The sequence below is a fragment of the Cupriavidus sp. GW821-FHT07C08 genome (assembly GCF_059419025.1).
Genome location: NZ_JBWKQZ010000034.1, coordinates 50,692 through 74,194, shown reverse-complemented (window position 1 = coordinate 74,194; position 23,503 = coordinate 50,692). Strand labels below are relative to the sequence as shown.

27 protein-coding genes and 1 tRNA gene are annotated in these 23,503 nt (G+C 67.5%); 15 read left to right on the top strand and 13 right to left on the bottom strand.

Going from position 1 to position 23,503, the window contains the following annotated elements; all coding sequences use genetic code 11:
- The first annotated feature begins 190 nt into the window (after positions 1 to 190).
- The 6 genes from AC07UK_RS32090 (at position 191) to AC07UK_RS32065 (ending at position 2,660) form a co-directional block, all read left to right on the top strand.
- Positions 191 to 697 carry a CopD family protein gene (locus AC07UK_RS32090; protein WP_436222172.1) on the top strand — a complete coding sequence of 169 codons (507 nt, stop codon included), beginning with the start codon at positions 191 to 193 and terminating at the stop codon, positions 695 to 697.
- Positions 698 to 761: 64 nt separating this feature from the next.
- Positions 762 to 1,166, top strand: a complete 405-nt coding sequence (locus AC07UK_RS32085; RefSeq protein ID WP_114132474.1) for a lysozyme inhibitor LprI family protein — start codon at positions 762 to 764, stop codon at positions 1,164 to 1,166.
- A gap of 68 nt (positions 1,167 to 1,234) precedes the next feature.
- On the top strand, positions 1,235 to 1,438 hold the full coding sequence (locus AC07UK_RS32080) for a hypothetical protein (protein ID WP_010814357.1): 204 nt from the start codon (positions 1,235 to 1,237) through the stop codon (positions 1,436 to 1,438).
- Between the two features lie 117 nt (positions 1,439 to 1,555).
- Positions 1,556 to 1,963 carry a YXWGXW repeat-containing protein gene (locus AC07UK_RS32075; RefSeq protein WP_494687315.1) on the top strand — a complete coding sequence of 136 codons (408 nt, stop codon included), beginning with the start codon at positions 1,556 to 1,558 and terminating at the stop codon, positions 1,961 to 1,963.
- A 113-nt stretch (positions 1,964 to 2,076) separates the two neighbouring features.
- Positions 2,077 to 2,301 carry a hypothetical protein gene (locus AC07UK_RS32070; RefSeq protein ID WP_010814355.1) on the top strand — a complete coding sequence of 75 codons (225 nt, stop codon included), beginning with the start codon at positions 2,077 to 2,079 and terminating at the stop codon, positions 2,299 to 2,301.
- Between the two features lie 77 nt (positions 2,302 to 2,378).
- On the top strand, positions 2,379 to 2,660 hold the full coding sequence (locus tag AC07UK_RS32065) for a hypothetical protein (RefSeq protein WP_041228006.1): 282 nt from the start codon (positions 2,379 to 2,381) through the stop codon (positions 2,658 to 2,660).
- A 54-nt stretch (positions 2,661 to 2,714) separates the two neighbouring features.
- On the opposite strand, the gene AC07UK_RS32060 is transcribed toward AC07UK_RS32065, so the two are convergent.
- From AC07UK_RS32060 to glpK, 4 genes are all read right to left on the bottom strand, one after another.
- Positions 2,715 to 3,095 carry a hypothetical protein gene (locus tag AC07UK_RS32060; RefSeq protein ID WP_114132477.1) on the bottom strand — a complete coding sequence of 127 codons (381 nt, stop codon included), beginning with the start codon at positions 3,093 to 3,095 and terminating at the stop codon, positions 2,715 to 2,717.
- Between the two features lie 69 nt (positions 3,096 to 3,164).
- Complete coding sequence (locus AC07UK_RS32055) at positions 3,165 to 3,542, bottom strand: MliC family protein (protein ID WP_494687314.1); 378 nt, start codon at positions 3,540 to 3,542, stop codon at positions 3,165 to 3,167.
- Between the two features lie 79 nt (positions 3,543 to 3,621).
- Positions 3,622 to 5,226, bottom strand: a complete 1,605-nt coding sequence (locus AC07UK_RS32050) for a glycerol-3-phosphate dehydrogenase/oxidase (protein ID WP_494687313.1) — start codon at positions 5,224 to 5,226, stop codon at positions 3,622 to 3,624.
- A gap of 39 nt (positions 5,227 to 5,265) precedes the next feature.
- Positions 5,266 to 6,837 (bottom strand): glycerol kinase GlpK, encoded by a 1,572-nt coding sequence (gene glpK / locus AC07UK_RS32045; protein WP_436222168.1) that lies wholly within the window; start codon positions 6,835 to 6,837, stop codon positions 5,266 to 5,268.
- A gap of 56 nt (positions 6,838 to 6,893) precedes the next feature.
- Between glpK and AC07UK_RS32040 the strand changes: the two genes are divergently transcribed.
- Together AC07UK_RS32040 and purU are read left to right on the top strand one after the other, a co-directional pair.
- Complete coding sequence (locus AC07UK_RS32040; RefSeq protein ID WP_436222167.1) at positions 6,894 to 7,793, top strand: NUDIX hydrolase; 900 nt, start codon at positions 6,894 to 6,896, stop codon at positions 7,791 to 7,793.
- Between the two features lie 96 nt (positions 7,794 to 7,889).
- Positions 7,890 to 8,756: a formyltetrahydrofolate deformylase gene (gene purU / locus AC07UK_RS32035; RefSeq protein ID WP_035818285.1), complete on the top strand. Its 867-nt coding sequence runs from the start codon at positions 7,890 to 7,892 to the stop codon at positions 8,754 to 8,756.
- 91 nt (positions 8,757 to 8,847) lie between these two features.
- Here purU and AC07UK_RS32030 read toward each other — a convergent pair whose 3' ends face one another.
- On the bottom strand, positions 8,848 to 9,618 hold the full coding sequence (locus AC07UK_RS32030; RefSeq protein WP_316150549.1) for a DeoR/GlpR family DNA-binding transcription regulator: 771 nt from the start codon (positions 9,616 to 9,618) through the stop codon (positions 8,848 to 8,850).
- Positions 9,619 to 9,774: 156 nt separating this feature from the next.
- On the opposite strand from AC07UK_RS32030, the gene AC07UK_RS32025 reads away from it, so the two are divergent.
- The 6 genes from AC07UK_RS32025 to AC07UK_RS32000 all read left to right on the top strand — a co-directional run bounded on the left by AC07UK_RS32025 (position 9,775) and on the right by AC07UK_RS32000 (position 15,914).
- Positions 9,775 to 10,905, top strand: coding sequence for an ABC transporter ATP-binding protein (locus AC07UK_RS32025; protein ID WP_436222166.1), 1,131 nt, complete (start codon positions 9,775 to 9,777; stop codon positions 10,903 to 10,905).
- Between the two features lies 1 nt (position 10,906).
- Positions 10,907 to 12,013, top strand: coding sequence for an ABC transporter ATP-binding protein (locus tag AC07UK_RS32020; protein ID WP_436222165.1), 1,107 nt, complete (start codon positions 10,907 to 10,909; stop codon positions 12,011 to 12,013).
- Positions 12,010 to 12,894, top strand: coding sequence for a carbohydrate ABC transporter permease (locus tag AC07UK_RS32015; RefSeq protein ID WP_035818277.1), 885 nt, complete (start codon positions 12,010 to 12,012; stop codon positions 12,892 to 12,894). Before AC07UK_RS32020 ends, AC07UK_RS32015 begins: the two co-directional genes overlap by 4 nt.
- Positions 12,887 to 13,717, top strand: coding sequence for a carbohydrate ABC transporter permease (locus tag AC07UK_RS32010; RefSeq protein WP_013957314.1), 831 nt, complete (start codon positions 12,887 to 12,889; stop codon positions 13,715 to 13,717). The genes AC07UK_RS32015 and AC07UK_RS32010 overlap by 8 nt, the downstream gene beginning before the upstream one ends.
- A gap of 41 nt (positions 13,718 to 13,758) precedes the next feature.
- Positions 13,759 to 14,067 carry a DUF2160 domain-containing protein gene (locus AC07UK_RS32005; RefSeq protein WP_013957313.1) on the top strand — a complete coding sequence of 103 codons (309 nt, stop codon included), beginning with the start codon at positions 13,759 to 13,761 and terminating at the stop codon, positions 14,065 to 14,067.
- Positions 14,068 to 14,186: 119 nt separating this feature from the next.
- Positions 14,187 to 15,914, top strand: coding sequence for an ABC transporter substrate-binding protein (locus AC07UK_RS32000; RefSeq protein WP_114132585.1), 1,728 nt, complete (start codon positions 14,187 to 14,189; stop codon positions 15,912 to 15,914).
- A gap of 40 nt (positions 15,915 to 15,954) precedes the next feature.
- Here the strand turns inward: AC07UK_RS32000 and AC07UK_RS31995 are convergent, their stop codons facing one another.
- Complete coding sequence (locus AC07UK_RS31995) at positions 15,955 to 17,952, bottom strand: sensor domain-containing diguanylate cyclase (protein ID WP_436222164.1); 1,998 nt, start codon at positions 17,950 to 17,952, stop codon at positions 15,955 to 15,957.
- 311 nt (positions 17,953 to 18,263) lie between these two features.
- Between AC07UK_RS31995 and AC07UK_RS31990 the strand changes: the two genes are divergently transcribed.
- Positions 18,264 to 18,869 (top strand): cysteine hydrolase family protein, encoded by a 606-nt coding sequence (locus AC07UK_RS31990; protein WP_494687312.1) that lies wholly within the window; start codon positions 18,264 to 18,266, stop codon positions 18,867 to 18,869.
- Here AC07UK_RS31990 and AC07UK_RS31985 read toward each other — a convergent pair.
- The 7 genes from AC07UK_RS31985 to AC07UK_RS31955 all read right to left on the bottom strand — a co-directional run bounded on the left by AC07UK_RS31985 (position 18,866) and on the right by AC07UK_RS31955 (position 23,496).
- Positions 18,866 to 19,495 carry a hypothetical protein gene (locus tag AC07UK_RS31985; RefSeq protein ID WP_494687311.1) on the bottom strand — a complete coding sequence of 210 codons (630 nt, stop codon included), beginning with the start codon at positions 19,493 to 19,495 and terminating at the stop codon, positions 18,866 to 18,868. The genes AC07UK_RS31990 and AC07UK_RS31985 overlap by 4 nt on opposite strands.
- Before the next feature lie 113 nt (positions 19,496 to 19,608).
- A complete protein-coding gene (locus AC07UK_RS31980; protein WP_436222161.1) occupies positions 19,609 to 20,253 on the bottom strand; it encodes a hypothetical protein in 645 nt (214 codons plus the stop codon).
- A gap of 1 nt (position 20,254) precedes the next feature.
- Positions 20,255 to 20,959 carry a hypothetical protein gene (locus AC07UK_RS31975; RefSeq protein ID WP_436222160.1) on the bottom strand — a complete coding sequence of 235 codons (705 nt, stop codon included), beginning with the start codon at positions 20,957 to 20,959 and terminating at the stop codon, positions 20,255 to 20,257.
- Positions 20,960 to 21,231: 272 nt separating this feature from the next.
- Positions 21,232 to 21,306: transfer RNA gene (locus AC07UK_RS31970), tRNA-Val, on the bottom strand.
- Between the two features lie 90 nt (positions 21,307 to 21,396).
- Complete coding sequence (gene dnaQ, locus AC07UK_RS31965) at positions 21,397 to 22,137, bottom strand: DNA polymerase III subunit epsilon (RefSeq protein WP_013957306.1); 741 nt, start codon at positions 22,135 to 22,137, stop codon at positions 21,397 to 21,399.
- A 49-nt stretch (positions 22,138 to 22,186) separates the two neighbouring features.
- Positions 22,187 to 22,624, bottom strand: coding sequence for a ribonuclease HI (gene rnhA, locus AC07UK_RS31960; RefSeq protein ID WP_013957305.1), 438 nt, complete (start codon positions 22,622 to 22,624; stop codon positions 22,187 to 22,189).
- Between the two features lie 71 nt (positions 22,625 to 22,695).
- Positions 22,696 to 23,496, bottom strand: a complete 801-nt coding sequence (locus AC07UK_RS31955) for a methyltransferase domain-containing protein (RefSeq protein WP_114132491.1) — start codon at positions 23,494 to 23,496, stop codon at positions 22,696 to 22,698.
- Between the last annotated feature and the right edge of the window lie 7 nt (positions 23,497 to 23,503).

The following is a 23,503-nucleotide window of genomic DNA, read 5'->3' as shown; positions in this document are numbered from 1 at the left end:
GGGCCGGTTCCGGGCGGTCAAGCGTTAGCCACGGGCAGGCTCGGCCCCGGAACGCGCTTGTGCGGGCATGATTCCGTGGGGCCAGTTTGCGACGCGGCGTGATACGGAATGTTTAACGGTTTTTCGTTGTTTTCCTGAAGTCAGGCTGGAACGCGCGCAGCGCTTCGCCGTGGCGGACACAACACTTAGAATGGGGCCATCGTCCCCAACGCGCGCCTCGCCGCCGCTTGCCGCCATGATTGCCGACCCGCTTTTCCGCTTCCTGCACGTTGCCGGCGTTGCCGTCTGGGTGGGCGGCATGTTCTTTGCCTACCTGTGCCTGCGGCCCGTGGCCGGCACCGTGCTGGAGCCGCCGCCGCGGCTGCGGCTCTGGCGCGGCGTGTTTGCCCGCTTCTTCCCGTGGGTGTGGGCTGCGGTGATCGCGATCCTGCTGAGCGGCGCGGCGATGATGGCCGCAGTGGGCATGTCCGCTGCCCCACGCAACTGGCACCTGATGATGGGCATCGGCCTCGTCATGACGGTGATTTTCTGCTACGTGTGGTTTGGGCCGTATCGCGTGCTGGGCCGGGCCGTGGAGGCCCAGGACTGGCCGGCGGCCGGTGCCGCGCTGAACCGCATCCGGCAGGCGGTGGGGACCAACCTGGTGCTCGGGCTGGTCAATATCGCCGTGGCCACGCTGGGGCGCTGGCTGGCCTGAACGGCCCGATGCCCCGGCATGGCCCAGCATCGTCGCGTCACCACCAGGCAAAGGGAGAGCCGTTATGCGCGTCATCGCATGTCTTGCCGTCCTTGGTCTTGCCGTGGCGGGCGCACCGGCCCGCGCCGAGCAAAGCAATGGCCTGAGCGCTGAATATGAACGCTGCATGGCCAAGGCCATGTCGACTGCCGACATGCTCGGCTGCGCCGCGGCCGAAACACGGGTCCAGGACGTGGCGCTGAACAGCGCCTATCAAGCCTTGCTGCGGCGGCTGGAAGCGCCGCGTACCGGCCAGTTGCGGGTGGCGCAGCGTGTCTGGCTGGAGTTCCGCCAGGCCAATTGCGCCTATATGGCCAATCCGGCCGGCGGCACCGCCGCGCGCGTGGCCGGGGCGACCTGCATGGCCCGGATGACGGCCGCGCGGGCGCGCGAATTGCGTGACTTCGCCACGGAGGCCGCAGCCCGGTGAGCGGGCCAGCCATGTGCTAGAGTTCCCCAGACACCTGTGCTGCGGCACGTCTCACCAGGAGATGGATCATGGCAAGTGAATCGCGGAACAACCTGAAGGCCTTTGTGCAAACGGCGCCCCAGGCGGGGCGCTATGTGTGGGTCATCGCGCTGGTGGACTTCGGCGCGCAGCAGATCCGGCGCGCCATCGTCTCGGACGACACCTTCACCACCTCGGATGCCGCGCGGGTAGCGGGCGAGGCCCAGCTCAAGGCGATGGCCGAAGACCACTAGGCTGGGGCCAGTGTTGCGCGCCGGCATCTTTGTGATCAACGGATACCGTTTCTTACAATGCGCCGGGATCGGTGCGCGCTAGACTGTGGGCATGTTCCTCCACTAGAAAGGACTCCCATGACACATCGCGCGCTCCGGCCGGCCAGGGCCCTCCTGCTGGCGGCCCTGCTGGGTTCCGGCCTGACATTCAGTGCGGGGTCGATGGCCCAGGTGTCGGTCAACGTTGCCATCGGCGTACCACCGCCGGCCCCGATCTACGAGGTCGTGCCCGCGCCGCGCTCAGGCTATGTCTGGGTGCCGGGCTACTGGGACTGGGATGACCACTACCACAAGCACGCCTGGAAGAAGGGGCGCTGGGAACGTGAACGCCCCGGCTATTTCTATGAGTCGCCGCGCTGGATCCAGTCGCGCGACGGCTGGGTGCTGGTGCCGGGGCGCTGGGACCAGGGCGGGTACAAGGATAAGGGCCACAAGGACAAGGGCTATCACTGTCCGCCCGGCCACGCCAAGAAGGGCGAGTGCTGATGCGCCAGCCGCCCGGCGCCGCACGGTGACGCCGGGTGGCCTTGCCATGCTACGATCGCCGCCATGACAACCGCGCCCGCGCGGCGCATCGGCAGCGGATACCGGAGGTAGCAATGGCAAAGCACGTTTTCACGCGCGCGCAGTATCTCGACATCCTCAATGACAGCCTGCGCAAGCATCCCGGCTGGCAGCCCGGCATGGCCTTTGTGTTCCTGCCGCCTGGCGCCGATGCCAGCCAGGCCACGGCCGTGGGCTGCACCGGGCCGATGGAGGCGATTCCGGTCTATGCGGAAATCCAGCGGGTGGCCGCCGAACTGATCGAAGTCGGCAACGAATAGCGGCGCCGGTCGCCTTGCGGCCGGTGGGTGCCGCGGGTGCGTACAATACCGGCCTCTACAGACTTTCGGATAATGCCGTGAAGAAAACGGACCTGGAAAAAAACAAGGGCCTGAAGATCGCCAACAGCCTGAAGCAGGCTACGGCGGGGCGGGGTATTCCCGGCGGCGCTGCGCGCCCGGACCGGCGCGAACAGCGCCGGCTGGACCAGGAGCAAGGTCTGGTGCCCTTTGCGTGCAAGCTGGACGGCACGCTGGTCAAGCGCCTGCAGGCGCTTGCCGTGGATCACCCGGGTGGCATGACCGGGCTGCTCAATGAACTGCTGGCGGGCGCGTTGCCGCCGGAGCAGGCCGAGAGCTGAAACATGGTGGCCGCGCCGCGGCCACCTGTCTGACCCCATCAGGTCACGAGCGGGTCAGTCCTCTTCTTCTTCGTCAAGGAATTCGCGGCGCAGCATCCAGTTGGCGATGGCTTCGTCGCAGACGCGCTTGAATTTCTGCTTGTCCGGCATCTTGTCGAACAGCTGGAAATTGACCAGCGCCATGCCGGCATCGGTGATATAGAACATCCGGCTCGGATCGTCATCATGGACGATGCGGCCATCGATGGCGTCTTCCTCGCTTTCCGCCGGCATGTCTTCTAGCTCGACTACGCGGCAGGTGAAGCGCGGGCTGCGGGTGTGGGTCAGATACTCGAACTCGTCGTGCATGACCTCGCCGCCTTTGCCTGCGATAACGGCGAAGCCCCAGATAAAGCGGGGCATCGGCAGATCGGACAGATCTTCAATCTCGTCCATGGTGTTCTCCCTGATTCAATCCCCGCATTATCGCCCGGAACGCCGCCACCTCAAACGGTGACGTGGCGCTTAGGGCTTTGCGTGGCAGTTGGCCAGCGCCGGCGCGGCGTTTTCGGCCTGCATCAGGTCGCGCAGCGTGCCTTCCTCGCCCTTGTTCCACCATTCGTAGCGGCCGCCGACATAGCGCGCGCCGGAGGCCGACACGGTGCTGACCGCCAGCACCGGCTTGCCTTCGACGCGGAACACCGCCGCCTGGTTGTCCGGGCTGTTGAAATAGCGCACGGACAGCGTCTTGCCGCCGTCGCACTGGTAGCGCACGGTGCGCACGTCCGGGAAGCGCACGCCGTCGATGCCGGGCGCGCGGGCGGCGTGTGCCGCGGCGCACGCGCCGACGGTTGCGAGCAGGGCCACGGCGCGGGCGCAGGACAGGATCGGGCAAGTGGTCATGGGTTTGCCTTGGTCGATGGGGTGGTGTGCCAGCCAGTTGAGAGGGGTGGCGCCGGCGGCGGTTGCGCCGGCGTCCGGGTCAGCCGAGCATGTAGCCGGCGGCGAGCGTGCGGAAGCTCTCGATTTCGCGCGCCTGCCAGGCCTCGTTCTCGCCGAGCTCCTCGGCCAGGACCGCGGCCACGGCCGGCGCGGCGTCCACGGCGGCGCGCGCGTCCAGGAACAGCACGCGGTTGCGGCGGGCCAGCACGTCCTCGACCCGGCGCGCCAGTTCGTGCCGGGCCGCAAAGCGCACGTGCGCCTCGGTCAGGCCCGACGCCGGTGCCAGCATCCGGTCATATCCGGGCAGCGCGCGCAGCAGGTCCAGCTCATTGCCGTAGTAGCGGTCCGGCGAGCCTGAATCCGGCGGCGGCAGGCCGGCCGGCAGCCCCGCCGCGCCGTGCAGGGGCAGCTCGGCGGTCGTGCACGGGGCCGCGCGCACCATCTGGCGCTGGATCGCGGTCTCGATCACGTCTTCGGCCATCTTGCGGTAAGTGGTCCACTTGCCGCCGGTGACGGTGATCAGCCCGGCCTTGGACACCAGGATCGTATGCTCGCGCGACAGCGACGCGGTAGCGGCCTCGCCGGTGGCCCGCACCAGCGGCCGCAGGCCGGCCCAGACGCTGGTGACGTCGGCGCGGGTCGGGTCCCTGGCCAGGTAGCGCGAAGCGGTTTCCAGGATGAAATCGACGTCGTCGGCACCGGCGTCCGGCTCCAGCGGCAGGTCGCGGCGCGGCGTATCGGTGGTGCCGATAATGGTGTGGCCGTTCCATGGCACCACGAACAGCACCCGGCCGTCGTCGGTCTTGGGGATCAGGATGGCGCGCTCGCCCGGCAGGAAGCTGCGCGGCAGCGTCAGGTGCACGCCCTGGCTGGGCGCGACCATGGCGCGCGCGTGGCCGTCCTCCATCTGCCGGATCGCATCGACCCACACGCCGGTGGCGTTGATCACGCAGTCGGCGCGCAGGTGGAAGGTGGCGTCGCCCAGCGCATCCTGCACGGTCACGCCGCTGATCACGCCGCCTTGCTGGCTCAGCCCGGTCACGCGCATGTAGTTGACGGCGGTGCCGCCCACGTCGAACAGCGTGCGCATCAGCGCCACCGCCAGCCGCGCATCGTCGAACTGGCCGTCGAAATACAGGTTGCCGCCGCGCAGCGGACGCCCGCCGACGTGCTCGGCCAGGTTGGGCGCCGCGGCCAGCACCTCGCGGTGATTCAGCCAGCGGCTGCCGGCCAGGTTGAGGTCGCCGGCCAGCATGTCGTAGACCTTGAGGCCGATGCCGTAGAAGGGCTGGTCGAACAGCTGGTAGGCCGGCACCACGAAGCCCAGCGGCCACACCAGGTGCGGCGCGTTGCGCGCCAGCAGGCCACGCTCGTGCAGGGCCTCGCGCACCAGGCTGATATTGCCCTGGGCCAGGTAGCGCACGCCGCCATGGACCAGCTTGGTGGCCTTGCTGGAGGTGCCCTTGGCAAAATCCGCGGCTTCGACCAGCAGCGTGCGGTAGCCGCGCGAGGCGGCGTCGACTGCGGTGCCCAGGCCGGTGGCGCCGCCGCCGATGACGATCACGTCCCAGCGCGGCTCGCGCTCCAGGGTGGCGAGCAGGGCGGCGCGGTCGGGGGGCTGGATCGGGGTGGAGACTCTCTGCATGACGCTTTTTTGGGGAGTGTGTTCGGGGTGGGCCGGCGCTCACGCGTGGCTGCCGTTGGCTTGGTCCTCGCGCGCCCAGTCGCGCGCGCGGTCGACGGCGCGATGCCAGCGCGCCAGCCGGTGACTGCGCGCGTCAGCGGACAGGTTCGGCTCAAAGCGCCGCTCCACCTGCCATTGCTGCGCGATCTCTGCCGGATCGCTCCAGTAGCCGGTGGCCAGGCCCGCCAGGTAAGCGGCGCCCAGCGCGGTGGTTTCGGTCACGCGCGGGCGGACCACCGGGGTGCCGAGCAGGTCGGCCTGCATCTGCATCAGCAGGTCGCTGCGCGAGGCGCCGCCGTCCACGCGCAGCTCGGCCAGCGAGATGCCGGCGTCCTTCTGCATGGCTTCCAGCACATCGACGCTCTGCAGCGCGATCGATTCCAGCGCCGCGCGCGCGATCTGCGGCCGGCCCGTGCCGCGCGTCATGCCGACCAGCGTGCCGCGTGCAAAGGGGTCCCAGTGCGGCGCACCCAGGCCGGCAAAGGCGGGCACCAGCACCACGCCGCCGGTGTCGTCGCACTGGCGCGCCAGCGGCTCGACCTCGGGCGCGCTGTTGATGATCTTCAGGCCGTCGCGCAGCCACTGGATGGTGGCGCCGCCCATGAACACGCCGCCTTCCAGGCAATATTGCGTCTGCCCGCGGATCTGCCAGCCGATCGTGGTCAGCAGCCGGTTGTGCGACGTGACCGGCTGCGAGCCGGTATTCATCAGCAGGAAGCAGCCGGTGCCGTAGGTGTTCTTGGCCATGCCCGGCGACAGGCAGGCCTGGCCGAAGGTGGCGGCCTGCTGGTCGCCGGCGATGCCGGCAATGGGGATCTGCATGCCGAAGAGCCGCGCCGAGGTGCGCGCCACCTCGCCGCTGGACGCCACCACCTCGGGCAGCAGCGCGTGCGGGATGTCGAGCAGCGCCAGCAGCGCGTCGTCCCACTCGAAGCTGTGGATATTGAACAGCATCGTGCGCGAGGCATTTGACACATCGGTGACATGGCGTGCGCCGTCGGTCAGTTGCCAGATCAGCCAGCTGTCGACCGTGCCGAAGGCCAGCTCGCCGCGCTGGGCGCGTTCGCGCGCGCCTTCGATGTTGTCGAGCATCCAGCGCAGCTTGGTGCCGGAGAAATACGCATCGATGATCAGGCCGGTCTTGTCGCGGAACAGCTCGCCGTGGCCGGCGGCCTGCAGCGCCTCGCACATGGGGGCGGTGCGGCGGTCCTGCCAGACCAGCGCGCGCCCGACCGGCTCGCCGGTCTTGCGGTCCCACAGCACGGTGGTCTCGCGCTGGTTGGTGATGCCGATGGCGCGCACCTGCGAGGCCGAGATGCCGGCATCGGCCAGCACCGCGTGCGCCACCGCCAGCTGCGATTGCCAGATCTCGTAAGGGTCGTGCTCGACATGGCCGGGATGTGGGTAATATTGGCGGAACTCGCGCTGCGCGAGTCGCACCACATTGCCGGCATGGTCGAACAGGATGGCCCGCGAGCTGCTGGTGCCCTGGTCGAGCGCCAGCACATATTGCGGCTCGGTGGGAAGCTGGGACGATGCAGGGCGCTGGGCCTGCGCGGCTGGCTGGTTCATGCGTTCAATCCTGACAATGACAAAGCACGCCGGCCCGGCCGGCGCATGGATTCCTGATGGCTGAAATGTCTTCCTTGCCGCCCGCGGACCCCGCGGGCAACCTCGCCGCCGGTCCCGCCGCGCAGATCGCCGCCTCGCTGGCGGCGCGCAGCGGCTTCGATGCCGCCGCCAAGCTGCGCCTGATGGTGGCCGGCCAGCAGGTTGGCTGGCTGCCGCGTGCCCATGCGGCAATCCTGCGCGGCATGGGCGCCATCCTCGGCCCGGACGAGCGCCTGGCCGATGGCACCACGGCGGCTGAACTGCTGCCCGGGCGCAATGACTTCGACGCGCGCAGCGCCGCGCTGCAGGCGCTGGCCCGCCAGCTGGCCGATGCCGGCCACGTGCGCGGCTGGCGCGACGAACTGTTCGCGGTCACGCCCGCGCTGGACGCGCCCGCACTCGCCGTGGTGGAACGCGCGGCGGCGCGCTTTCTCGGGCTGCTGACCTTTGCCTCGCACATGAACGGCATTGTCGATGGCGATGTGGATGGCGGTCCCGCGCTGTGGATCTCGCGGCGCAGCCCGGCCAAGTCGGTCGACCCCGGCATGTGGGACAACCTGGTTGCCGGCGGCATGCCGCACGGCAGCGATCCGCTGGCGACGCTGGTGCGCGAATGCGAGGAAGAATCCGGCATCCCGCCCGCGCTGGCGCAGGGCGCGCAGGCCCACGGCGTGATCGAGGTGCTGCGCGACCTGCCCGAAGGCGTACAGTGGGAGCAGGTCTACGTCTACGACCTGCTGCTGCCGCCCGGCTTCACGCCGCGCAACCAGGATGGCGAGGTCAGCGAGCACCGGCGCGTCGATGTGGCCGCATTGCTTGCTATCATGTCGGCCGGCGCCATGACGGTCGATGCGACACTGGTGACGCTGGATGCCCTTGGGCGGCGCGGCTGGCTCGGTCCTGACCAGCGCGCCTGAGCCGTCGCCGCGGGTTCCGCCTGTGCCGGTCTTGCCGACCTCGCTGACCTGATTTTCCCGGCCTTGCGCCGCGCCATTCCGACAGAACAACACACCATGAGCAACACCGGATTCATCCTGACCCTCTCGTGCCCCGACCAGCCGGGCATCGTCCATGCCGTCTCGGGCCTGCTGTTCCAGCACGGCTGCAATATCGTCGATTCCGACCAGTACGGTGACGAGTACGCCGGCCGCTTCTTCATGCGCGTGCATTTCACGCCGGCCGCCGGCGGCCCGGACCTGGACACGCTGAAGGCCGCGTTCGCGCCGGTGGGCGACCAGTTCGGCATGCAGTGGGAGCTGAACGACGCCGCCGTCAAGCCGCGCGTGATGATCATGGTGTCCAAGATCGGCCACTGCCTGAATGACCTGCTGTTCCGCGCCAAGGTCGGCGGCCTGCCGGTCGAGATCGCGGCCATCGTCTCGAACCACCGCGACTTCTACCAGCTGGCTGCGTCGTACGACGTGCCGTTCTTCCACCTGCCGCTGATGAACGCCTCGGCCGAGCAGAAGGCCGCGCAGGAAGCGCGCGTCTTCGACGTGGTGCAGGAGCAGAAGATCGACCTGGTGGTGCTGGCGCGCTACATGCAGGTGCTGTCCGACGACCTGTGCCGCAAGCTGGCCGGCCGCGCGATCAATATCCACCATTCGTTCCTGCCCAGCTTCAAGGGCGCCAAGCCGTACTACCAGGCGCATGAGCGCGGCGTGAAGCTGATCGGCGCGACCGCGCACTACGTCACCGCCGCCCTGGACGAAGGCCCGATCATCGAGCAGGAGATCGAGCGCGTGGACCACAGCATGGACCCGGAGCAACTGACCGCCGTCGGCCGCGACGTGGAATGCGTGGCACTGGCGCGCGCGGTCAAGTGGCATGCCGAACACCGTATCCTGCTGAACGGCCACAAGACCGTGGTGTTCAAGTAAGCTCGCCGTCCCCCGGTTCCCGCGCCCGCGGGAATCCTGCCGCTTCACGGCTGCCGCATCCCCGCCGGCGCGGGGATGCCGGGCCAGCGGGTCAGTCCCGCTCCGCCACCACACACTTCACCCCACTGTCGGCAACGATCTGGTCGAACGGCGCTGCCAGCGGCTCATCGGTAAAGAGCCGGTCGACCTGCGACACGTGCGCCAGCTCCACCATCGCCTGGCGGTTGAACTTGCTGGCGTCCGCTGCCAGCCACACCTCGCGTGAATGCTCGATGATGGTCCGCGCCACCTTGACCTCGCGGAAGTCGTAGTCGCGCAGTGTGCCGTCGGTCTCGATGCCCGAGATGCCGATCAGCCCGATATCCACCTTGAACTGGCGGATGAACTCCACCGTGGCCTCGCCCACGATGCCGCGGTCGCGTGAGCGCAGCACGCCGCCGGCGACGATGACCTCGCAATCGGGGTTGTCGGCAAGGATATTGGCCACGTTCAGGTTGTTGGTGATGACGCGCAGCCCGCGGTGGTGCATCAGCTCGCGCGCTATCTCTTCCACCGTGGTGCCGATGTTCAGGATCAGCGAGCAGCCCTCGGGCACCGCGGCGGCCACCGCGCGCGCGATGCGCGCCTTGCCCTCGGCGTTGAGCACCTGCCGCTGCCGGTAGGCGATGTTCTCGGTGGTGGAGCCCTCCACCCGCACCCCGCCATGGAAGCGCGCCAGCATGCCGTTCTCGGCCAGCAGGTTGACGTCGCGGCGCACGGTCTGGAGCGTGACGCCGAACTTGCGCGCAAGTTCGTCGATGGAGGCAAAGCCCTGGGTGCGGACTTCTTCGAGCAGGGCCGTCTGGCGGGGATTCAGGGTCATGCCGGGATTCTAGTTCAAACAGAAACGAAAACAAATGATGCGGTGCACTATTGTTTTACGTTCGTTTTGTTGCTAAAACGAACGTAAAGCCAAGACTTGTGCGCCTGCATCGCGCCAAAGCTGTGATGCGGGAAGCATATCGAACATGGAGACCGGATGCAGCTACGTTTGGAAGGCGTCGCACAGCAGGCAGGTTCGCAGGCGTATCTCTATCCGATGACACTCGTGCCGGTTCCGGGCGCGGTGACCATCCTGCTGGGCGCCACGCAGGCGGGCAAGACATCGCTGATGCGGGTGATGGCCGGGCTGGACCGGCCCAGCGCCGGCCGCGTGCTGGTCGACGGCCACGACGTGACCGGCATGCCGGTGCGCGAGCGCAACGTATCGATGGTCTACCAGCAGTTCATCAACTACCCGTCGCTCAAGGTGTTCGACAACATTGCCTCGCCGCTGCGGCTGCGGCGCAAGGCGCCGGCCGCAGAGATTGCCGCGCGCGTGCGCGAGCTGGCCGGGCGGCTGCATATCGACCACCTGCTGGACCGCTATCCGTCCGAGCTCTCCGGCGGGCAGCAGCAGCGCGTGGCACTGGCGCGCGCGCTGGCCAAGGAGGCGCCGCTGATGCTGCTGGACGAACCGCTGGTCAACCTTGACTACAAGCTGCGCGAAGAACTGCGCGAGGAACTGGCGCAGCTGTTCGCGCATGGCGACGCCACCGTGATCTATGCCACCACAGAGCCCGGCGAAGCGCTGCTGCTGGGCGGGCATACCGCGGTGCTGGACGCCGGCGAACTGCTGCAGTACGGCCCGACGCCCCAGGTCTTTCACTATCCCGATTCGCTGCGCGTGGCGCGTGCGTTCAACGATCCGCCGATGAACCTGGTCGAGGGCAGGCTGCAGGGCGGCTGGGTCACGCTGGCCGGCGATATCTCCGTGCCGGTGCCCGGCGCGGGCGGGCACGACGGCCCGGTCACGGTGGGGGTGCGCGCGTCGGCATTGCGCCTGGCCGGTGAGCCGGGCGCGGTGGCGGTGCCCGGGCGCGTGGCGCTGGCCGAGCTGTCAGGCTCAGACACCTTTGTCCACGCCGATACCCCGGTGGGCAACCTGGTTGCGCAGTTCGCCGGCGTGCTCGACCTGGCGCTGGGCGAGCCGGTGTCGCTGCACCTGCTGCCCGAGCAGATCTACCTGTTCGACGACGACGGGCGCCGCATCCACGCGCCGCGCCGGCCGGGCGGGCTGGCCGCAGACGTGCCCGGCGGCGCGGCCGCGGCTGCCGGGGCAGGGGGCTGAGATGGCGCGCATCGACCTGGATCTGGCGCACTCCTATGTGCCGAATCCGCGTACCGACGAGGACTACGCGCTGCTGCCGCTGCAATTCACGTTCGAAGATGGCGGCGCCTATGCGCTGCTGGGCCCGTCCGGCTGCGGCAAGACCACGCTGCTGAACTGCATTTCCGGGCTGCTGCGGCCCTCGCAAGGCACCATCGCCTTCGATGGCCGCGACGTGACCGCTGCCACGCCGCAGGCGCGCAATATCGCCCAGGTGTTCCAGTTCCCGGTGATCTACGACACCATGACCGTCGGCGAGAACCTGGCCTTCCCGCTGCGCAACCGCGGCGTGCCGGAAGCCCAGGTGCGCGAGCGGGTAGGGCGCGTGGCCGAGATGCTGGACCTGTCGGCCACGCTCGATCGCCGCGCCAGCGGTCTGGCCGCGGACGCCAAGCAGAAGATCTCGCTGGGGCGCGGGCTGGTGCGCCAGGACGTGTCGGCCATTCTCTTCGACGAGCCGCTGACGGTGATCGACCCGCAGCTCAAATGGCAGCTGCGGCGCAAGCTCAAGGAAATCCACCACGAATTCCGCCTGACGCTGATCTACGTGACGCACGACCAGACCGAGGCGCTGACCTTTGCCGACCAGGTGGTGGTGATGTCGCGCGGCAAGGCGGTGCAGGTGGGGCCAGCCGATGCGCTGTTCGAGCGTCCCGCGCATACCTTCGTCGGGCATTTCATCGGCTCGCCGGGCATGAATTTCCTGACCGGGCAGTGGCGCGACGGCGCGATCGAGCTGGCCGGGCGCCGCTACCTGCCGGAGTTGTCGCCGTCCGTCGAAGCGGCGTTGCGCGAGGCCGGCAGCTTCCGCATCGGCGTGCGGCCCGAGTATCTGCGCCTGGCGCCGGAGAGCGACGCGCAGGCGGTGCCGGTGCGGGTCGAGCGCGCGCAGGATATCGGCACTTACTGGCTGCTGACCGGCGGCGTGCAGGAGGCGGGCGCACTGGCCGGCACGCTGCGCGCGCGGCTGGGTATCGAGGCGGCCGATCTGCGCCCGGGCGACACCGCCTGGCTGTCGGTGTTCAACCGCCATACCTGCTACTACGTCAACGAGGAACTGGTCCAATGAAGCCCGTCAACCAGAAGGCCTGGCTGCTGGTGTTGCCGGTGGTGGCGTGCGTGGCGTTCTCCGCCATCCTGCCGCTGATGACCATCGTCAACTACTCGGTGCAGGACATCATCTCGCCCGAGCGGCGCGTGTTTGTCGGCACTGAGTGGTTCCGTACCGTGCTGCGCGACGGCGAGCTGCACGACGCGCTGCTGCGCCAGCTCGGCTTCTCGCTGGCGGTGCTGCTGGTGGAGATCCCGCTGGGCATCCTGCTGGCGCTGTCGATGCCAGCCAGGGGCTGGAAGGCATCGGCGGTGCTGGTGATCATCGCGCTGTCGCTGCTGATCCCGTGGAACGTGGTCGGCACCATCTGGCAGATCTTCGGGCGCACCGATATCGGCCTGCTGGGCGCCGCGCTGGCGGCGATGGGCTTCGACTACAACTACACCGGCAGCGCCTTCGATGCCTGGGTCACGGTGCTGGTGATGGACGTCTGGCACTGGACGCCGCTGGTGGCGCTGCTGTGCTACGCCGGCCTGCGCGCCATTCCCGACGCCTACTACCAGGCCGCGCAGATCGACGGCGCCTCGCGCCTGGCGGTGTTCCGCTATATCCAGCTGCCCAAGCTGCGCGGCGTGCTGATGATCGCGGTGCTGCTGCGCTTCATGGACAGCTTCATGATCTATACCGAGCCGTTCGTGCTGACCGGCGGCGGCCCGGGCAATGCCACCACCTTCCTGTCGCAGTACCTGACGCAGAAGGCCGTGGGCCAGTTCGACCTGGGGCCGGCGGCGGCGTTTTCCATCGTCTATTTCCTGATCATCCTGCTCATGTGCTTCATCCTCTATAACTGGATGCAGCGCGCGGGCACCGCCGGCAGCGAGGACATGCCCCATGGCTGAATTGCGCACCCCCGCCAACCGCGCCACCTGGTGGCGCGCGGGCTTCCTGCTGGTCTACCTGCTGTTTGCCATCGTGCCGATCTACTGGATGGTGAACATGTCGTTCAAGACCAACGAGGAGATCGTCTCCACGCTGTCGCTATGGCCCGCGGAATTCACGCTGCAGCATTACAAGACCATCTTCACCGACCCGTCGTGGTATTCGGGCTACGTCAACTCGATGATCTACGTGGCGATGAACACGGTGATCTCGATCAGCGTGGCGCTGCCGGCCGCCTATGCCTTTTCGCGCTACCAGTTCATCGGCGACAAGCATGTGTTCTTCTGGCTGCTGACCAACCGCATGACGCCGCCTGCGGTGTTCCTGCTGCCGTTCTTCCAGCTCTACAGCACCATCGGGCTGATGGATACCCACCTGGGTGTGGCGCTGGCGCACCTGGTCTTCAACGTGCCGCTGGCGGTGTGGATCCTGGAAGGCTTCATGTCGGGCGTGCCGCGCGAGATCGACGAGACCGCGTATGTCGATGGCTACTCGTTCCCGCGCTTCTTCCTGACCATCTTCCTGCCGCTGATCAAGGCCGGCGTGGGCGTGGCGGCGTTCTTCTGCTTTATGTTCAGCTGGGTGGAGCTGCTGCTGGCGCGCACGCTGACCTCGGTCAACGCCAAGCCCATCGTCGCCACCATGACGCGCACGGTGTCGGCATCGGGCATGGACTGGGGCGTGCTGGCCGCGGCCGGCGTGCTGACCATCGTGCCCGGCGGCATCGTGATCTGGTTCGTGCGGCATTACATCGCGAAGGGCTTCGCGATGGGCCGCGTGTAAGCGCAAGGCGCAACCCCATCACAACACAAGGAGACGGCGCAATGCTGAGCTGGATGGTCTGGACGACGCCGGTAGCGGTGTTCTTCGGCTGCATCGTGGTCATGCTGATCAGCATGACTATCTGGGAAATACGCGCGCCTTCGGTGCTGCGCAAGGGCTTCCTGCCGATCGCGACCACGCGTGGCGACCGGCTGTTTATCGGGCTGATGTGCGCCGCCTGGGTCAACCTGGCGTGGGTAGGACTGGGCGAGAAGGTCACCGCGTGGCTGTCGCTGTCCGAAGAGCCGTCGGTCTGGATCAGCTTCGGTGTATCGATGCTGGTGCTGGCGCTGATCATGCGCAAGGGCTAGCCGGGGATCGGAAGCATCACGGTTGGATGGAGGGTTTGCGGCTTATCCCTGCCCCGGGGCCGCCACCAGGACCATAGCCGGGGAGGGGAATTCTTGAGGAGACACCAATGAAAGTGCACGTGAAGTTGGGGATGTCAGCCCTTGCCTGCGCGGCCGCGCTGGCTTGCGGGTCCGCCTGGGCGGGCGAGGCGGAAGCGAAGAAGTGGATCGACAATGAGTTCCAGCCCTCGTCGCTGGCCAAGGACAAGCAGCAGGCCGAAATGAAGTGGTTCATCGACGCCGCCGCCAAGCTCAAGGCCAAGGGTGTCACGCAGATCAGCGTGGTGTCTGAAACCATCACCACGCACGAGTACGAATCCAAGACGCTGGCTAAGGCGTTCGAGGAGATCACCGGCATCAAGGTCAAGCACGACCTGATCCAGGAAGGCGACGTGGTCGAGAAGCTGCAGACCTCGATGCAGTCCGGCAAGTCGATCTACGATGGCTGGATCTCTGACTCGGACCTGATCGGCACGCACTACCGCTATGGCTCGATCCTGCCGCTGACCGACTATATGAACGGCGCCGGCAAGGAATGGACCAACCCCGGGCTGGATGTGAAGGACTTCATCGGCACCAAGTTCACCACCGCGCCGGACGGCAAGCTCTACCAGCTGCCCGACCAGCAGTTTGCCAACCTGTACTGGTTCCGCGCCGACTGGTTTGCGCGCAAGGACCTGCAGGACAAGTTCAAGGCCAAGTACGGCTATGACCTGGGCGTGCCGACCAACTGGTCGGCCTATGAGGACATCGCCAACTTCTTCACCAACGACGTGAAGGAGCTCGACGGCAAGAAGGTCTATGGGCACATGGACTACGGCAAGAAGGACCCGTCGCTGGGCTGGCGCTTCACCGACGCCTGGCTGTCGATGGCCGGCACCGCCGACAAGGGCCTGCCCAACGGCATGCCGGTGGACGAGTGGGGCATCCGCGTCGCCGAGGACAAGTGCACGCCGGTCGGCGCCTCGGTGTCGCGCGGCGGTGCCACCAACAGCCCGGCGGCGGTCTATGCGCTGACCAAGTACATCGACTGGATGAAGAAGTACGCGCCGCCGCAGGCGATGGGAATGACCTTCTCCGAGGCCGGCCCGGTCCCCGCGCAAGGCCAGGTGGCGCAGCAGATCTTCTGGTACACCGCCTTCACCGCGGACATGACCAAGAAGGGGCTGCCGGTGGTCAACGCCGACGGCTCGCCCAAGTGGCGCATGGCGCCGTCGCCGTACGGCCCGTACTGGAAGCAGGGCATGCAGAACGGCTACCAGGACGTGGGCTCGTGGACCTTCTTCAAGAACACCGACCCCAACAAGCTGGCGGCCGCCTGGCTGTACGCGCAGTTCGTCACGTCCAAGACGGTCTCGCTGAAGAAGTCGCTGACCGGACTGACCTTTATCCGCGACAGCGACATCCACCACGACTACCTGACCAAGAACGCGGCCAAGTACGGTGGGCTGGTCGAGTTCTACCGCAGCCCCGCGCGCGTGGCCTGGACGCCGACCGGCACCAACGTGCCCGACTATCCGAAGCTGGCCCAGCTGTGGTGGAAGAACGTGGCCACCGCGGTGACCGGCGAGAAGACGCCGCAAGCCGCCATGGACACGCTGGCCGAAGAAATGGACCAGGTCATGGCGCGGCTGCAACGCGCCGGCATGAGCAACTGCGCGCCCAAGCTCAACCCGAAGGGAGATCCGGGCAAGTGGCTGTCGAACGACCATGCGCCGTGGAAGAAGCTGGCTGACGAAAAGCCGAAGGGCGAGACCATTCCTTACGACAAGCTGCTGCAGGCGTGGAAGGAGGGGAAGGTGCGCTGAGGCGCCGAGGCGTTGATGCTGCCGGCGACGGTTGAATGCCTTACGTGGTCAAGTCCGATGATTCCGATTGGGCCTCTGCCGCCGCCTGCACCGCATAACGCGCCTTGCCATGCCGCTTGGCCTCGTACAGCGCCATGTCGGCGTGCATGAACAACTCGCTCGCGGTCATGGTGTGGCGCGCGTCATGGATGGCCGAGCCGACGCTGGCCGAGGCCGCCAGCGTGTGACCGTCGATCACGAAGGGCATGCGCGCGTCCTGCACGATGGTGTTGGCGATGGACGCCATGGCCTGGCGGTCGGCAACGCCGTCCAGGATCACCGCAAACTCATCGCCGCCGATGCGCGCGACCGCGTCGCCCTTGCGCACGCACGCGCGCAGCCGCTGCGCAAAGGCGACCAGCAACTGGTCGCCCACCGGATGGCCAAAACTGTCGTTGACGCCCTTGAAGTCGTCCAGGTCCACCAGCAGCAGCGCCAGCGAGCGCCCGTCGGCGCTGGCGCGGGCCATGCATTCGGCCAGGCGCCGGTCGAAACCCTTGCGGTTGAGCAGGCCGGTGAGGTAGTCGGAGATGGTCTGCGCTTCCAGGCTTCGCAGTTTTTCGCGCTCATGGGTGACGTTGCGCCCGAACATGTGCAGGCCAATGACGGTGTCCTGGGCATCGTTCCAGGCCGGCTGGTAGGTGATCTCCATGCATTCGGTGCCGTCGGCGCTTTCCCGCGTAAAGGTGACTGACTGCCCGGCCCGGGCTTGTTCCAGGTACGGCTGGCAGGCCAGGTATTCCTGGGTGCCCCACAGTTCGCGCAGCGACAGCCCCACGATCTGCTGCGCCGGCACGCCATACCGCTGCGCATAGGCCTGGTTGACGAAGACATAGCGCTGCTGCATGTCGATGAACGAGACAAAGTCCGGCACATGGTTGGCGATCGCCTCGATGCGCTTCTCGCTTTCGGCGGCGCGGTCCTTGGCCGCTTTCAGCGCGGCTTCGCGCTCCGACAACTGCGCCACCACCTCGGCGAAGGTCACGGCCAGTTCGCCGATCTCGTCGGCACGGCCGGCGGGCAGGTCCGCCACCGCTGCCGGGTTGGTGCCGATCTGGCGCACGGCGCGGTGCAGCCGCTGCAGCGGTTCAAGCAGCCGGCGCATGACCAGCCACATCATCGCGGCGGCAAGCAGCATGGTGATGGCGCCGATGACCAGGGTCCGTTGGCGCACCGCGACCAGCGGCGCGTAGGCTTCGGCTGCCGGCAGGACCGCCACCACCTCCCAGCCGTTGGATGCCAGCAGGTAGCGCGCCACGATCGGCTGCTTCGGCGTCAGGACTTCCAGGAAGGCGGGGGCGTGGTCGGCGCCGCAGGCTTCGCCGAGCGCGCGTGCGGGGCTCAGCACGCGGGCAACGTCCGGATGCATTGCATAGCGGGGATTGGTGCCGGCGGAAACCAGGCAGAAGCTGCCGGTGGTGCCCACGCGGCTGTGCGCAAGCTCGCGCAGGAAGTTGCTGTCCGCGAGGTTCAGGACGCCCCCAAGCACGCCGCGCAACTCGCCACCCGGCCCGTGCAGCGGCACTGCCAGCACCACGCCGGGGGCATTGGTCTGCTTGCCCTGGATCAGGTCCGACACCGCGAACGCCTGGCCCTGCTGGATATCGCGGAAGTAGTCGCGATCGTCCACGCGCAGGCGCACGCCATCCGGCACGGCGGTGCTGAACACGAGGTGCCCGTCGGGCGCGGCCAGGAAGACGGCGTTGAAGGCCTCGGGCATTTCCACCAGGCCTTCCACGGCCCGGCGCAGCTCGGCCGGCTTTGCCGAAAGCATGGGGGAGAGCTGGCGCGCCACGCGCCGCAGGACGGCGGCCCGGCCCTGCAGTTTTTCATCGAGTTGCTCGGCCACCATCTTGACCAGCGTGTCCTGCTGCGTCTGCTGCAGGGTCTTCAGGCCGTCGTAGGCGTAGTACTGCGCGTAGAGCGCGCGCAGCACTATGATCAGCGTCACCACACCCGCCGTGGCGAACGCCATCCGGTACTTCAAAGAGTGCTGCATGATTGACTTATTTCTTGTGCGCACTGACCCGTATTCCCGTCCCGGCCGCATCGTGTTGCCGACCCGAGATTCCTGTCCGGGACGTGAAATCAAGATTAGCAGATGTCAAGATGAAATTCGCAACTGTTTGCAACTGCGTGCCCCGGCTGTACGCGTAACGTGCCTGCCGCGCTACAGGGAAGGGCGTGGCCGGTGGCGAGATCGCCACGCGCACTCATGCACGGATTCCGGCTTGGCATTAGCATGCGGGATGGCCCGCGATGTGGCGGGCCCGTCTCGCGGTTCCTGATTCCTTCCAGCCCAAAACGCCAATGACTACACCGACTACGCTGCTTGACCTGGCCGGCGCCAGCCGCACCCCTTCCGCCTGGGATGCCGCCGTCCTGATCCTGATTGACCATCAACGCGAATACGTCGACGGCCGCCTGCCGCTGGTCGGCATGCCCGCGGCCGTGGCTGCCTGCGCGCAGTTGCTGGCGCTGGCGCGCAGCCACGGCACGCCGGTGATCCATGTCGCGCATCACGGGCGGCCGGGTAGCATGGCGTTCGATCCGACCGGGCCGTATGCCGCCTTCATCGAAGGGGTGGGGCCGCAGGCCGGTGAGATTACCGTCACCAAGGGCTTGCCCAACAGCTTCGCCGGCACCACCTTGGCCGACGAACTGGCCAGGCTCGGCCGCAAGGAGCTGATCGTGGCCGGTTTCCAGACGCATATGTGCGTCAGCGCCACGGTGCGCTCGGCGCTCGACCACGGTTATCGCAGCACCGTGGTGGCCGCTGCCTGCGCCACGCGCGACCTGCCTGACCCGCTCGGCGGCCCCGCCGTACCTGCGGCCGATCTTCACCGCAGCACGCTGGCCGCGTTGAATGACCGCTTTGCCATGGTCGTTGCAGACGCAGGGGCCTGGCACGGCTAACCAGCGACGGGCCAGGTGCGCACGCGCAGCACGGTATGGTCGCGCGGTCGCAGCGTCAATTCCAGCGCGGTCGGCACGCCCCGCCGGGTGATCGGCGCGACAAAGCGTGCCGTGTCCGCTGCCGCTGCGAGCCGCGTGCCGCAGCGCATCGCCAGCCGCAGGATATGCAGCGGCACGAACCGCTCCGGCTCATGCATGTCCGCCAGCGCGGCCAGCGTGAAGTGCAGCGGCTGCCGGGCCAGTGCGATGAAGCGCCCGCGCAGACGCGCCAGCGTTGTCGCGGGCGCTGCCAGTCCTTCGCCCTCGGCGCCGCTGCGCGTCATGCCGCGCACACGCGGCTGCCACAGCGTGCCGGCAACCAGCAGCGGTGCGTGCCCCGCGCCATCTGCATCCACGCATGCATCGAGCGCCACGACCGCGCCCGCCAGGTCATAGGTGGACGCTACCGAGGCAAAGCTGCGGTGGTAGCCGATGATGCAATCCATGTCTTCGTCATAGACCGGCCGCGCATCGCGCGGCACGCGCGCCGGGCGCATCTCGAACCAGCCGGCACTGACCGGGTTGCGGCCGGTCCAGGGCAGGGCAGGTTCTGTTTCGGTCGCGGTGGGGAGGCAGGCGGATGACAAGTCGTGCTCCGGTGCAGGTCGGAGCAGTCAAGGTAGCCGGCAGGTGAGTGGCCGGAAATGAGATAAGCCTTGTCGCTGGCAACGGAAAGGTTACGTCGCGACGTGGCTGTGGCCTAGAAGCTCACGCCCAGCGAAAGGATCGCGACCTGGTCTGTCGAGCCCGGGTTGAACCAGTAGAAGCCCGCCGTGAACCTGCGCACCGTGACCTGGAAAAAGCCGCCTCGCTGGAGTTCGCGGTCTCCCCCGTAGATCCGGGTACGTTGCGCGACCAGGCCCAGCCTCAGCCATTCGATGGGGCGGAAGCCAAGTTCGCTCCAGGCGTAGAGATAGCCCGGTTCCTCGCCGCGCGCGTCCAGGTATTCGGCTTCGATGTAGTAGTCGAACTTGCTCACTGCCACGCTGGCTTCGAGCCCGCCGATCAGGCCGTGGGTGGAGCCTCCCACGAAGCCAACGATGGGTGTCGCCTTGAGCTGGATGGTTTCGCCGCCCGAGAAGGTCCAGCCGATGAAGGCTGACTGCGAGTGGACTGCCTCGTAGTTGCTTCTTGCCTCGAGGTGAAGCTGCTTCCTTTCCGCGATGAAGATGCCGGAGAGGTAGTCGCCGCTCTGGCGCGGCATGTTCCAGTAGCCTGTTGCCGAGAAGGTCCAGGGTGAGCCGGCCGCCTGCCCGGCGGCATCCGGCGCGGGCTGGGGCGGCTCCTGTGCCTGGACCGCGCCCGCGCCAAGGGCGGCGGCAAGCAGCAGGATCGCGCCTCGCATCTCAGCCGCCCAGCGCGATGATGGCGATGGTCATGACGACGCCCAGCGCCGTCATGGCTGCGCCGGTGACCCAACCGCCAAAGCCGGCATAGTGGCCCAGCGCCCATCCGGCGACGAACAGCATGGCCAGGGTTAGCCCGCGCGAGATCAGTAGCGCCAGTCTGACGTCGTCCAGCAGTACGAACGGCAGTGCGACCGGAAACGTGGTCAGCACAACGATAAAGAAGATGCGCACGGCACCCAGCAGGTCGGCCATGTTCAGGCGGGGGCGGGGCGGCAGTGCCGGGGCGGCGGCAAGCCGTGCCCGCATGGCTTCCAGCTCCTTGTCGGTGACCAGCGACCTCGTTGCGCGAGGCAGCGCATCGCGAATCAGGCCGATCGCAGTGGCCTGGTCGCTAGCATTCCTGACGGCAAGCGCCAGGGAGATCCGCTGGCCGCGGCTTGCCAGCGTACGGATCAGGAACATAACCGCGTCCACCATGCCCCAGGCCAGGTTGCAGCCCAGCGCGGCATGCATCATGGTGCGGCTGGCATCCGGGCCGCCCGTGCCGCTCGACACCGCGCCGACAAAAGTAAGCGCCATAAACAGGCCGAAGCACATCTCGGAGACGCGGTCGACCACATCCAGCACCGGCTCCCGTGTCTGCGCATCCTCCGGCGGCACGGTCGCGCCGGCATGGATCGTCGTCCTGGATGAATCGGGCATGGCGGACTCCCGAAAGCTGCGTCGATGATCGGATGGGCGATAGGGATGGCCCGGTGGGGGCGAGGGCGACTGTGCCTGCCAGGCCCGTCGTCCTGTGGACAAGTATGCGCGCCGGGCGCAAATATGCCAGGCCAGCCTGCCTTGATTGGCGTCGTGAACCACAGTTTTCCGGGGAGGGTGGAAAACCTGGGCAAACGCCGGACAACAAAAAACCCAGAGAGCTTGCGCTGTCTGGGTTTCCTGGCAACTTAGGCAGTTGCTAGCCATTTGTCTGGTGGGTGGTACAGGGATTGAACCTGTGACCCCTGCCGTGTGAAGGCAGTGCTCTACCGCTGAGCTAACCACCCCTGTCTGCGTCGTCGTTGCCGTCGTGCAGCAGAGAAATGAGATTATGCAGAGGTCTCTGTATCTTGTAAAGCCCTTTTTGAACTTTTTTGTCAGGCAGCCAGGCTTCCGGGTGCTTCCGCCGGGGCTTCCTGCCACACGGTCTTGCCGCCGCTGGCCTTGTCCAACCCCTTGAGCAGGGCGAGGTGGGCCTGTTGTTCTTCATCGGTGGCGCGCAGCACCGGCAGGGCCAGGCGCGACAGGTCGGCGCTGGCGACGGCGCCGCCTGCGCCCGCCGTGCTGTCGTGCATGTCGATCACCAGCGAATCCTGGCCGCGTGTCATGGCCAGGTAGACCTCGGCCAGCAGCTCGGCATCCAGCAGGGCGCCGTGCAGCGTGCGGTGGGCGTTGCTGATGCCCAGGCGGTCGCACAGGGCGTCCAGCGAGTTGCGCTTGCCGGGGAACATCTGGCGGGCTTCGCGCAGGGTATCGATCACATTGCCGGCATGCTGGCGGAACGGCGGCAGGCCCAGCAGCTGGAATTCCATGTCGAGGAAGCCCAGGTCGAACGGCGCGTTGTGGATGATCAGCTCGGCATCCTGGACGAACTCGCGGATGTCGTTGACGACTTCGGCAAAGCGGGGCTTGTCGGCCAGGAACTCGACCGTGATGCCGTGCACGGCGATCGCGCCCTCGTCGATATCGCGTTCCGGGTTGACGTAGAAGTGCAGGTGACGCCCGGTCAGGCGGCGGTTCATCAGCTCGACGCAGCCGATTTCGATCAGGCGGTCGCCGGTGGCGGCACTCAGGCCGGTGGTTTCGGTGTCGAGAACGATTTGTCGCATGGCGGGCATTCTAGCGGAGCGGCGCGGGCGCTCCGCGGTTTCTTGTTAGCGAAAGGGATCAGCGGCCGATCGATTCGACGCCGCGGTTGGCCAGCGCGTCGGCACGTTCATTGCCGGGGTGGCCGTTGTGGCCGCGCACCCAGTGCCAGGAGATCTGGTGCGGCTGCGCCAGGGTGTCCAGCTCCTGCCACAGGTCGGCGTTCTTGACCGGCTTCTTGTCGGCGGTCTTCCAGCCGCGGGCCTTCCAGCCGGGCAGCCATTCGCTGATGCCCTTCTGGACATACTGCGAGTCGGTATAGACACGCACGACGCAGGGCCGCTTGAGCGCGCGCAGCGCTTCGATCACGGCGGTCATTTCCATGCGGTTGTTGGTGGTGTTGGGCTCGCCGCCGAACAGTTCTTTCTCGCTGGTGCCGGCGATGAGCACCGCGCCCCAGCCGCCGCGGCCGGGATTGCCCTTGCAGGCGCCGTCGGAGTAGATCGTGACTTCTTGCATGTGATTCCATGGTGGCCACCCGCCGGGCGGGTGGCGCATTGAAGGGGGCAGGAGAAGGGCGCTGGACCGTGTCAGCGCTCTTCGCCGGGGGTCTTGCCGTGCGTGCCGGTGGGCGTGGCCACGGGCGACGATACCGGGGCCAGCGCCGGCTTGCTCTTCCAGGCCGGGCCGACCAGGCGGATATTGCGCACGCGCTTGATCGCCGAAATCATATAGACCGCGCCGAAGATCGGCCACCAGCGGTCGCCGGCCTTTTCCATGAAGGCGGCGCGCTGCAGCCAGCGGTCGGTGCGGTAGGGCGGGCAGTAGCAGCCAAAGCGGCCGCGGATGATATCGAAGCCCAGCAGCTTGAGCCAGTCCTTGATGCGCACAAAGCCGATCTGCTGCGCGTCCGTCGGCAGGAAGGGCGTGGCGCCGAGCCGGTTCATGCCCTGGCGCGCGCCCCACAGGCTCATCGGGTTGAAGCAGGTGACCACCACGCGCCCCTCGGGCATCAGCACCCGCGAGACCTCGCGCAGCACTTCGTGCGGGTCTTCGGCGAATTCCAGGATGTGGGGCAGGGTGACCAGGTCGATGCTCTGGGTGTCGAACGGCAGCTCGTCGAAGCGGCACAGCAGCTGGCGCGCGTCGGGATGTGCGGCACGCGGCCCGTGCGGTCCGCTGGAAGGGTCCAGCGCCAGCGCCGAGAACGGCATCCGGTTCTCGCGCAGGGTGTCGATATAGGGCAGGCCCATCTGCACTGCGTGGTAGCCGAAGATGTCGGTCACGGTCCGGTCGTACTGCTGCGCCTCCCAGCGCAGCATGTACTCACCGGGCGGCGAGGCCAGCCAGTCTTCCCAGCTTACAATCGAATGATTGGGACGATTGGACATAGGAGCA

What these genes read in the sequence shown, in the direction of transcription:
- AC07UK_RS32020 (WP_436222165.1), top strand. Translation starts at nt 10,907, where the DNA reads ATGGCGCGCATCGACCTGGATCTGGCGCACTCCTATGTGCCGAATCCG.
- AC07UK_RS32025 (WP_436222166.1), top strand. Translation starts at nt 9,775, where the DNA reads ATGCAGCTACGTTTGGAAGGCGTCGCACAGCAGGCAGGTTCGCAGGCG.
- AC07UK_RS31955 (WP_114132491.1), bottom strand. Translation starts at nt 23,496, where the DNA reads ATGTCCAATCGTCCCAATCATTCGATTGTAAGCTGGGAAGACTGGCTG.
- dnaQ (WP_013957306.1), bottom strand. Translation starts at nt 22,137, where the DNA reads ATGCCCGCCATGCGACAAATCGTTCTCGACACCGAAACCACCGGCCTG.
- AC07UK_RS31980 (WP_436222161.1), bottom strand. Translation starts at nt 20,253, where the DNA reads ATGCGAGGCGCGATCCTGCTGCTTGCCGCCGCCCTTGGCGCGGGCGCG.
- AC07UK_RS32055 (WP_494687314.1), bottom strand. Translation starts at nt 3,542, where the DNA reads ATGACCACTTGCCCGATCCTGTCCTGCGCCCGCGCCGTGGCCCTGCTC.
- AC07UK_RS32030 (WP_316150549.1), bottom strand. Translation starts at nt 9,618, where the DNA reads ATGACCCTGAATCCCCGCCAGACGGCCCTGCTCGAAGAAGTCCGCACC.
- rnhA (WP_013957305.1), bottom strand. Translation starts at nt 22,624, where the DNA reads ATGCAAGAAGTCACGATCTACTCCGACGGCGCCTGCAAGGGCAATCCC.
- AC07UK_RS32015 (WP_035818277.1), top strand. Translation starts at nt 12,010, where the DNA reads ATGAAGCCCGTCAACCAGAAGGCCTGGCTGCTGGTGTTGCCGGTGGTG.
- AC07UK_RS32075 (WP_494687315.1), top strand. Translation starts at nt 1,556, where the DNA reads ATGACACATCGCGCGCTCCGGCCGGCCAGGGCCCTCCTGCTGGCGGCC.
- AC07UK_RS32070 (WP_010814355.1), top strand. Translation starts at nt 2,077, where the DNA reads ATGGCAAAGCACGTTTTCACGCGCGCGCAGTATCTCGACATCCTCAAT.
- AC07UK_RS32005 (WP_013957313.1), top strand. Translation starts at nt 13,759, where the DNA reads ATGCTGAGCTGGATGGTCTGGACGACGCCGGTAGCGGTGTTCTTCGGC.
- glpK (WP_436222168.1), bottom strand. Translation starts at nt 6,837, where the DNA reads ATGAACCAGCCAGCCGCGCAGGCCCAGCGCCCTGCATCGTCCCAGCTT.
- AC07UK_RS32050 (WP_494687313.1), bottom strand. Translation starts at nt 5,226, where the DNA reads ATGCAGAGAGTCTCCACCCCGATCCAGCCCCCCGACCGCGCCGCCCTG.
- AC07UK_RS31990 (WP_494687312.1), top strand. Translation starts at nt 18,264, where the DNA reads ATGACTACACCGACTACGCTGCTTGACCTGGCCGGCGCCAGCCGCACC.
- AC07UK_RS32080 (WP_010814357.1), top strand. Translation starts at nt 1,235, where the DNA reads ATGGCAAGTGAATCGCGGAACAACCTGAAGGCCTTTGTGCAAACGGCG.
- AC07UK_RS32010 (WP_013957314.1), top strand. Translation starts at nt 12,887, where the DNA reads ATGGCTGAATTGCGCACCCCCGCCAACCGCGCCACCTGGTGGCGCGCG.
- AC07UK_RS32090 (WP_436222172.1), top strand. Translation starts at nt 191, where the DNA reads ATGGGGCCATCGTCCCCAACGCGCGCCTCGCCGCCGCTTGCCGCCATG.
- AC07UK_RS32040 (WP_436222167.1), top strand. Translation starts at nt 6,894, where the DNA reads ATGGCTGAAATGTCTTCCTTGCCGCCCGCGGACCCCGCGGGCAACCTC.
- AC07UK_RS31975 (WP_436222160.1), bottom strand. Translation starts at nt 20,959, where the DNA reads ATGCCCGATTCATCCAGGACGACGATCCATGCCGGCGCGACCGTGCCG.
- AC07UK_RS31995 (WP_436222164.1), bottom strand. Translation starts at nt 17,952, where the DNA reads ATGCAGCACTCTTTGAAGTACCGGATGGCGTTCGCCACGGCGGGTGTG.
- AC07UK_RS32060 (WP_114132477.1), bottom strand. Translation starts at nt 3,095, where the DNA reads ATGGACGAGATTGAAGATCTGTCCGATCTGCCGATGCCCCGCTTTATC.
- purU (WP_035818285.1), top strand. Translation starts at nt 7,890, where the DNA reads ATGAGCAACACCGGATTCATCCTGACCCTCTCGTGCCCCGACCAGCCG.
- AC07UK_RS32085 (WP_114132474.1), top strand. Translation starts at nt 762, where the DNA reads ATGCGCGTCATCGCATGTCTTGCCGTCCTTGGTCTTGCCGTGGCGGGC.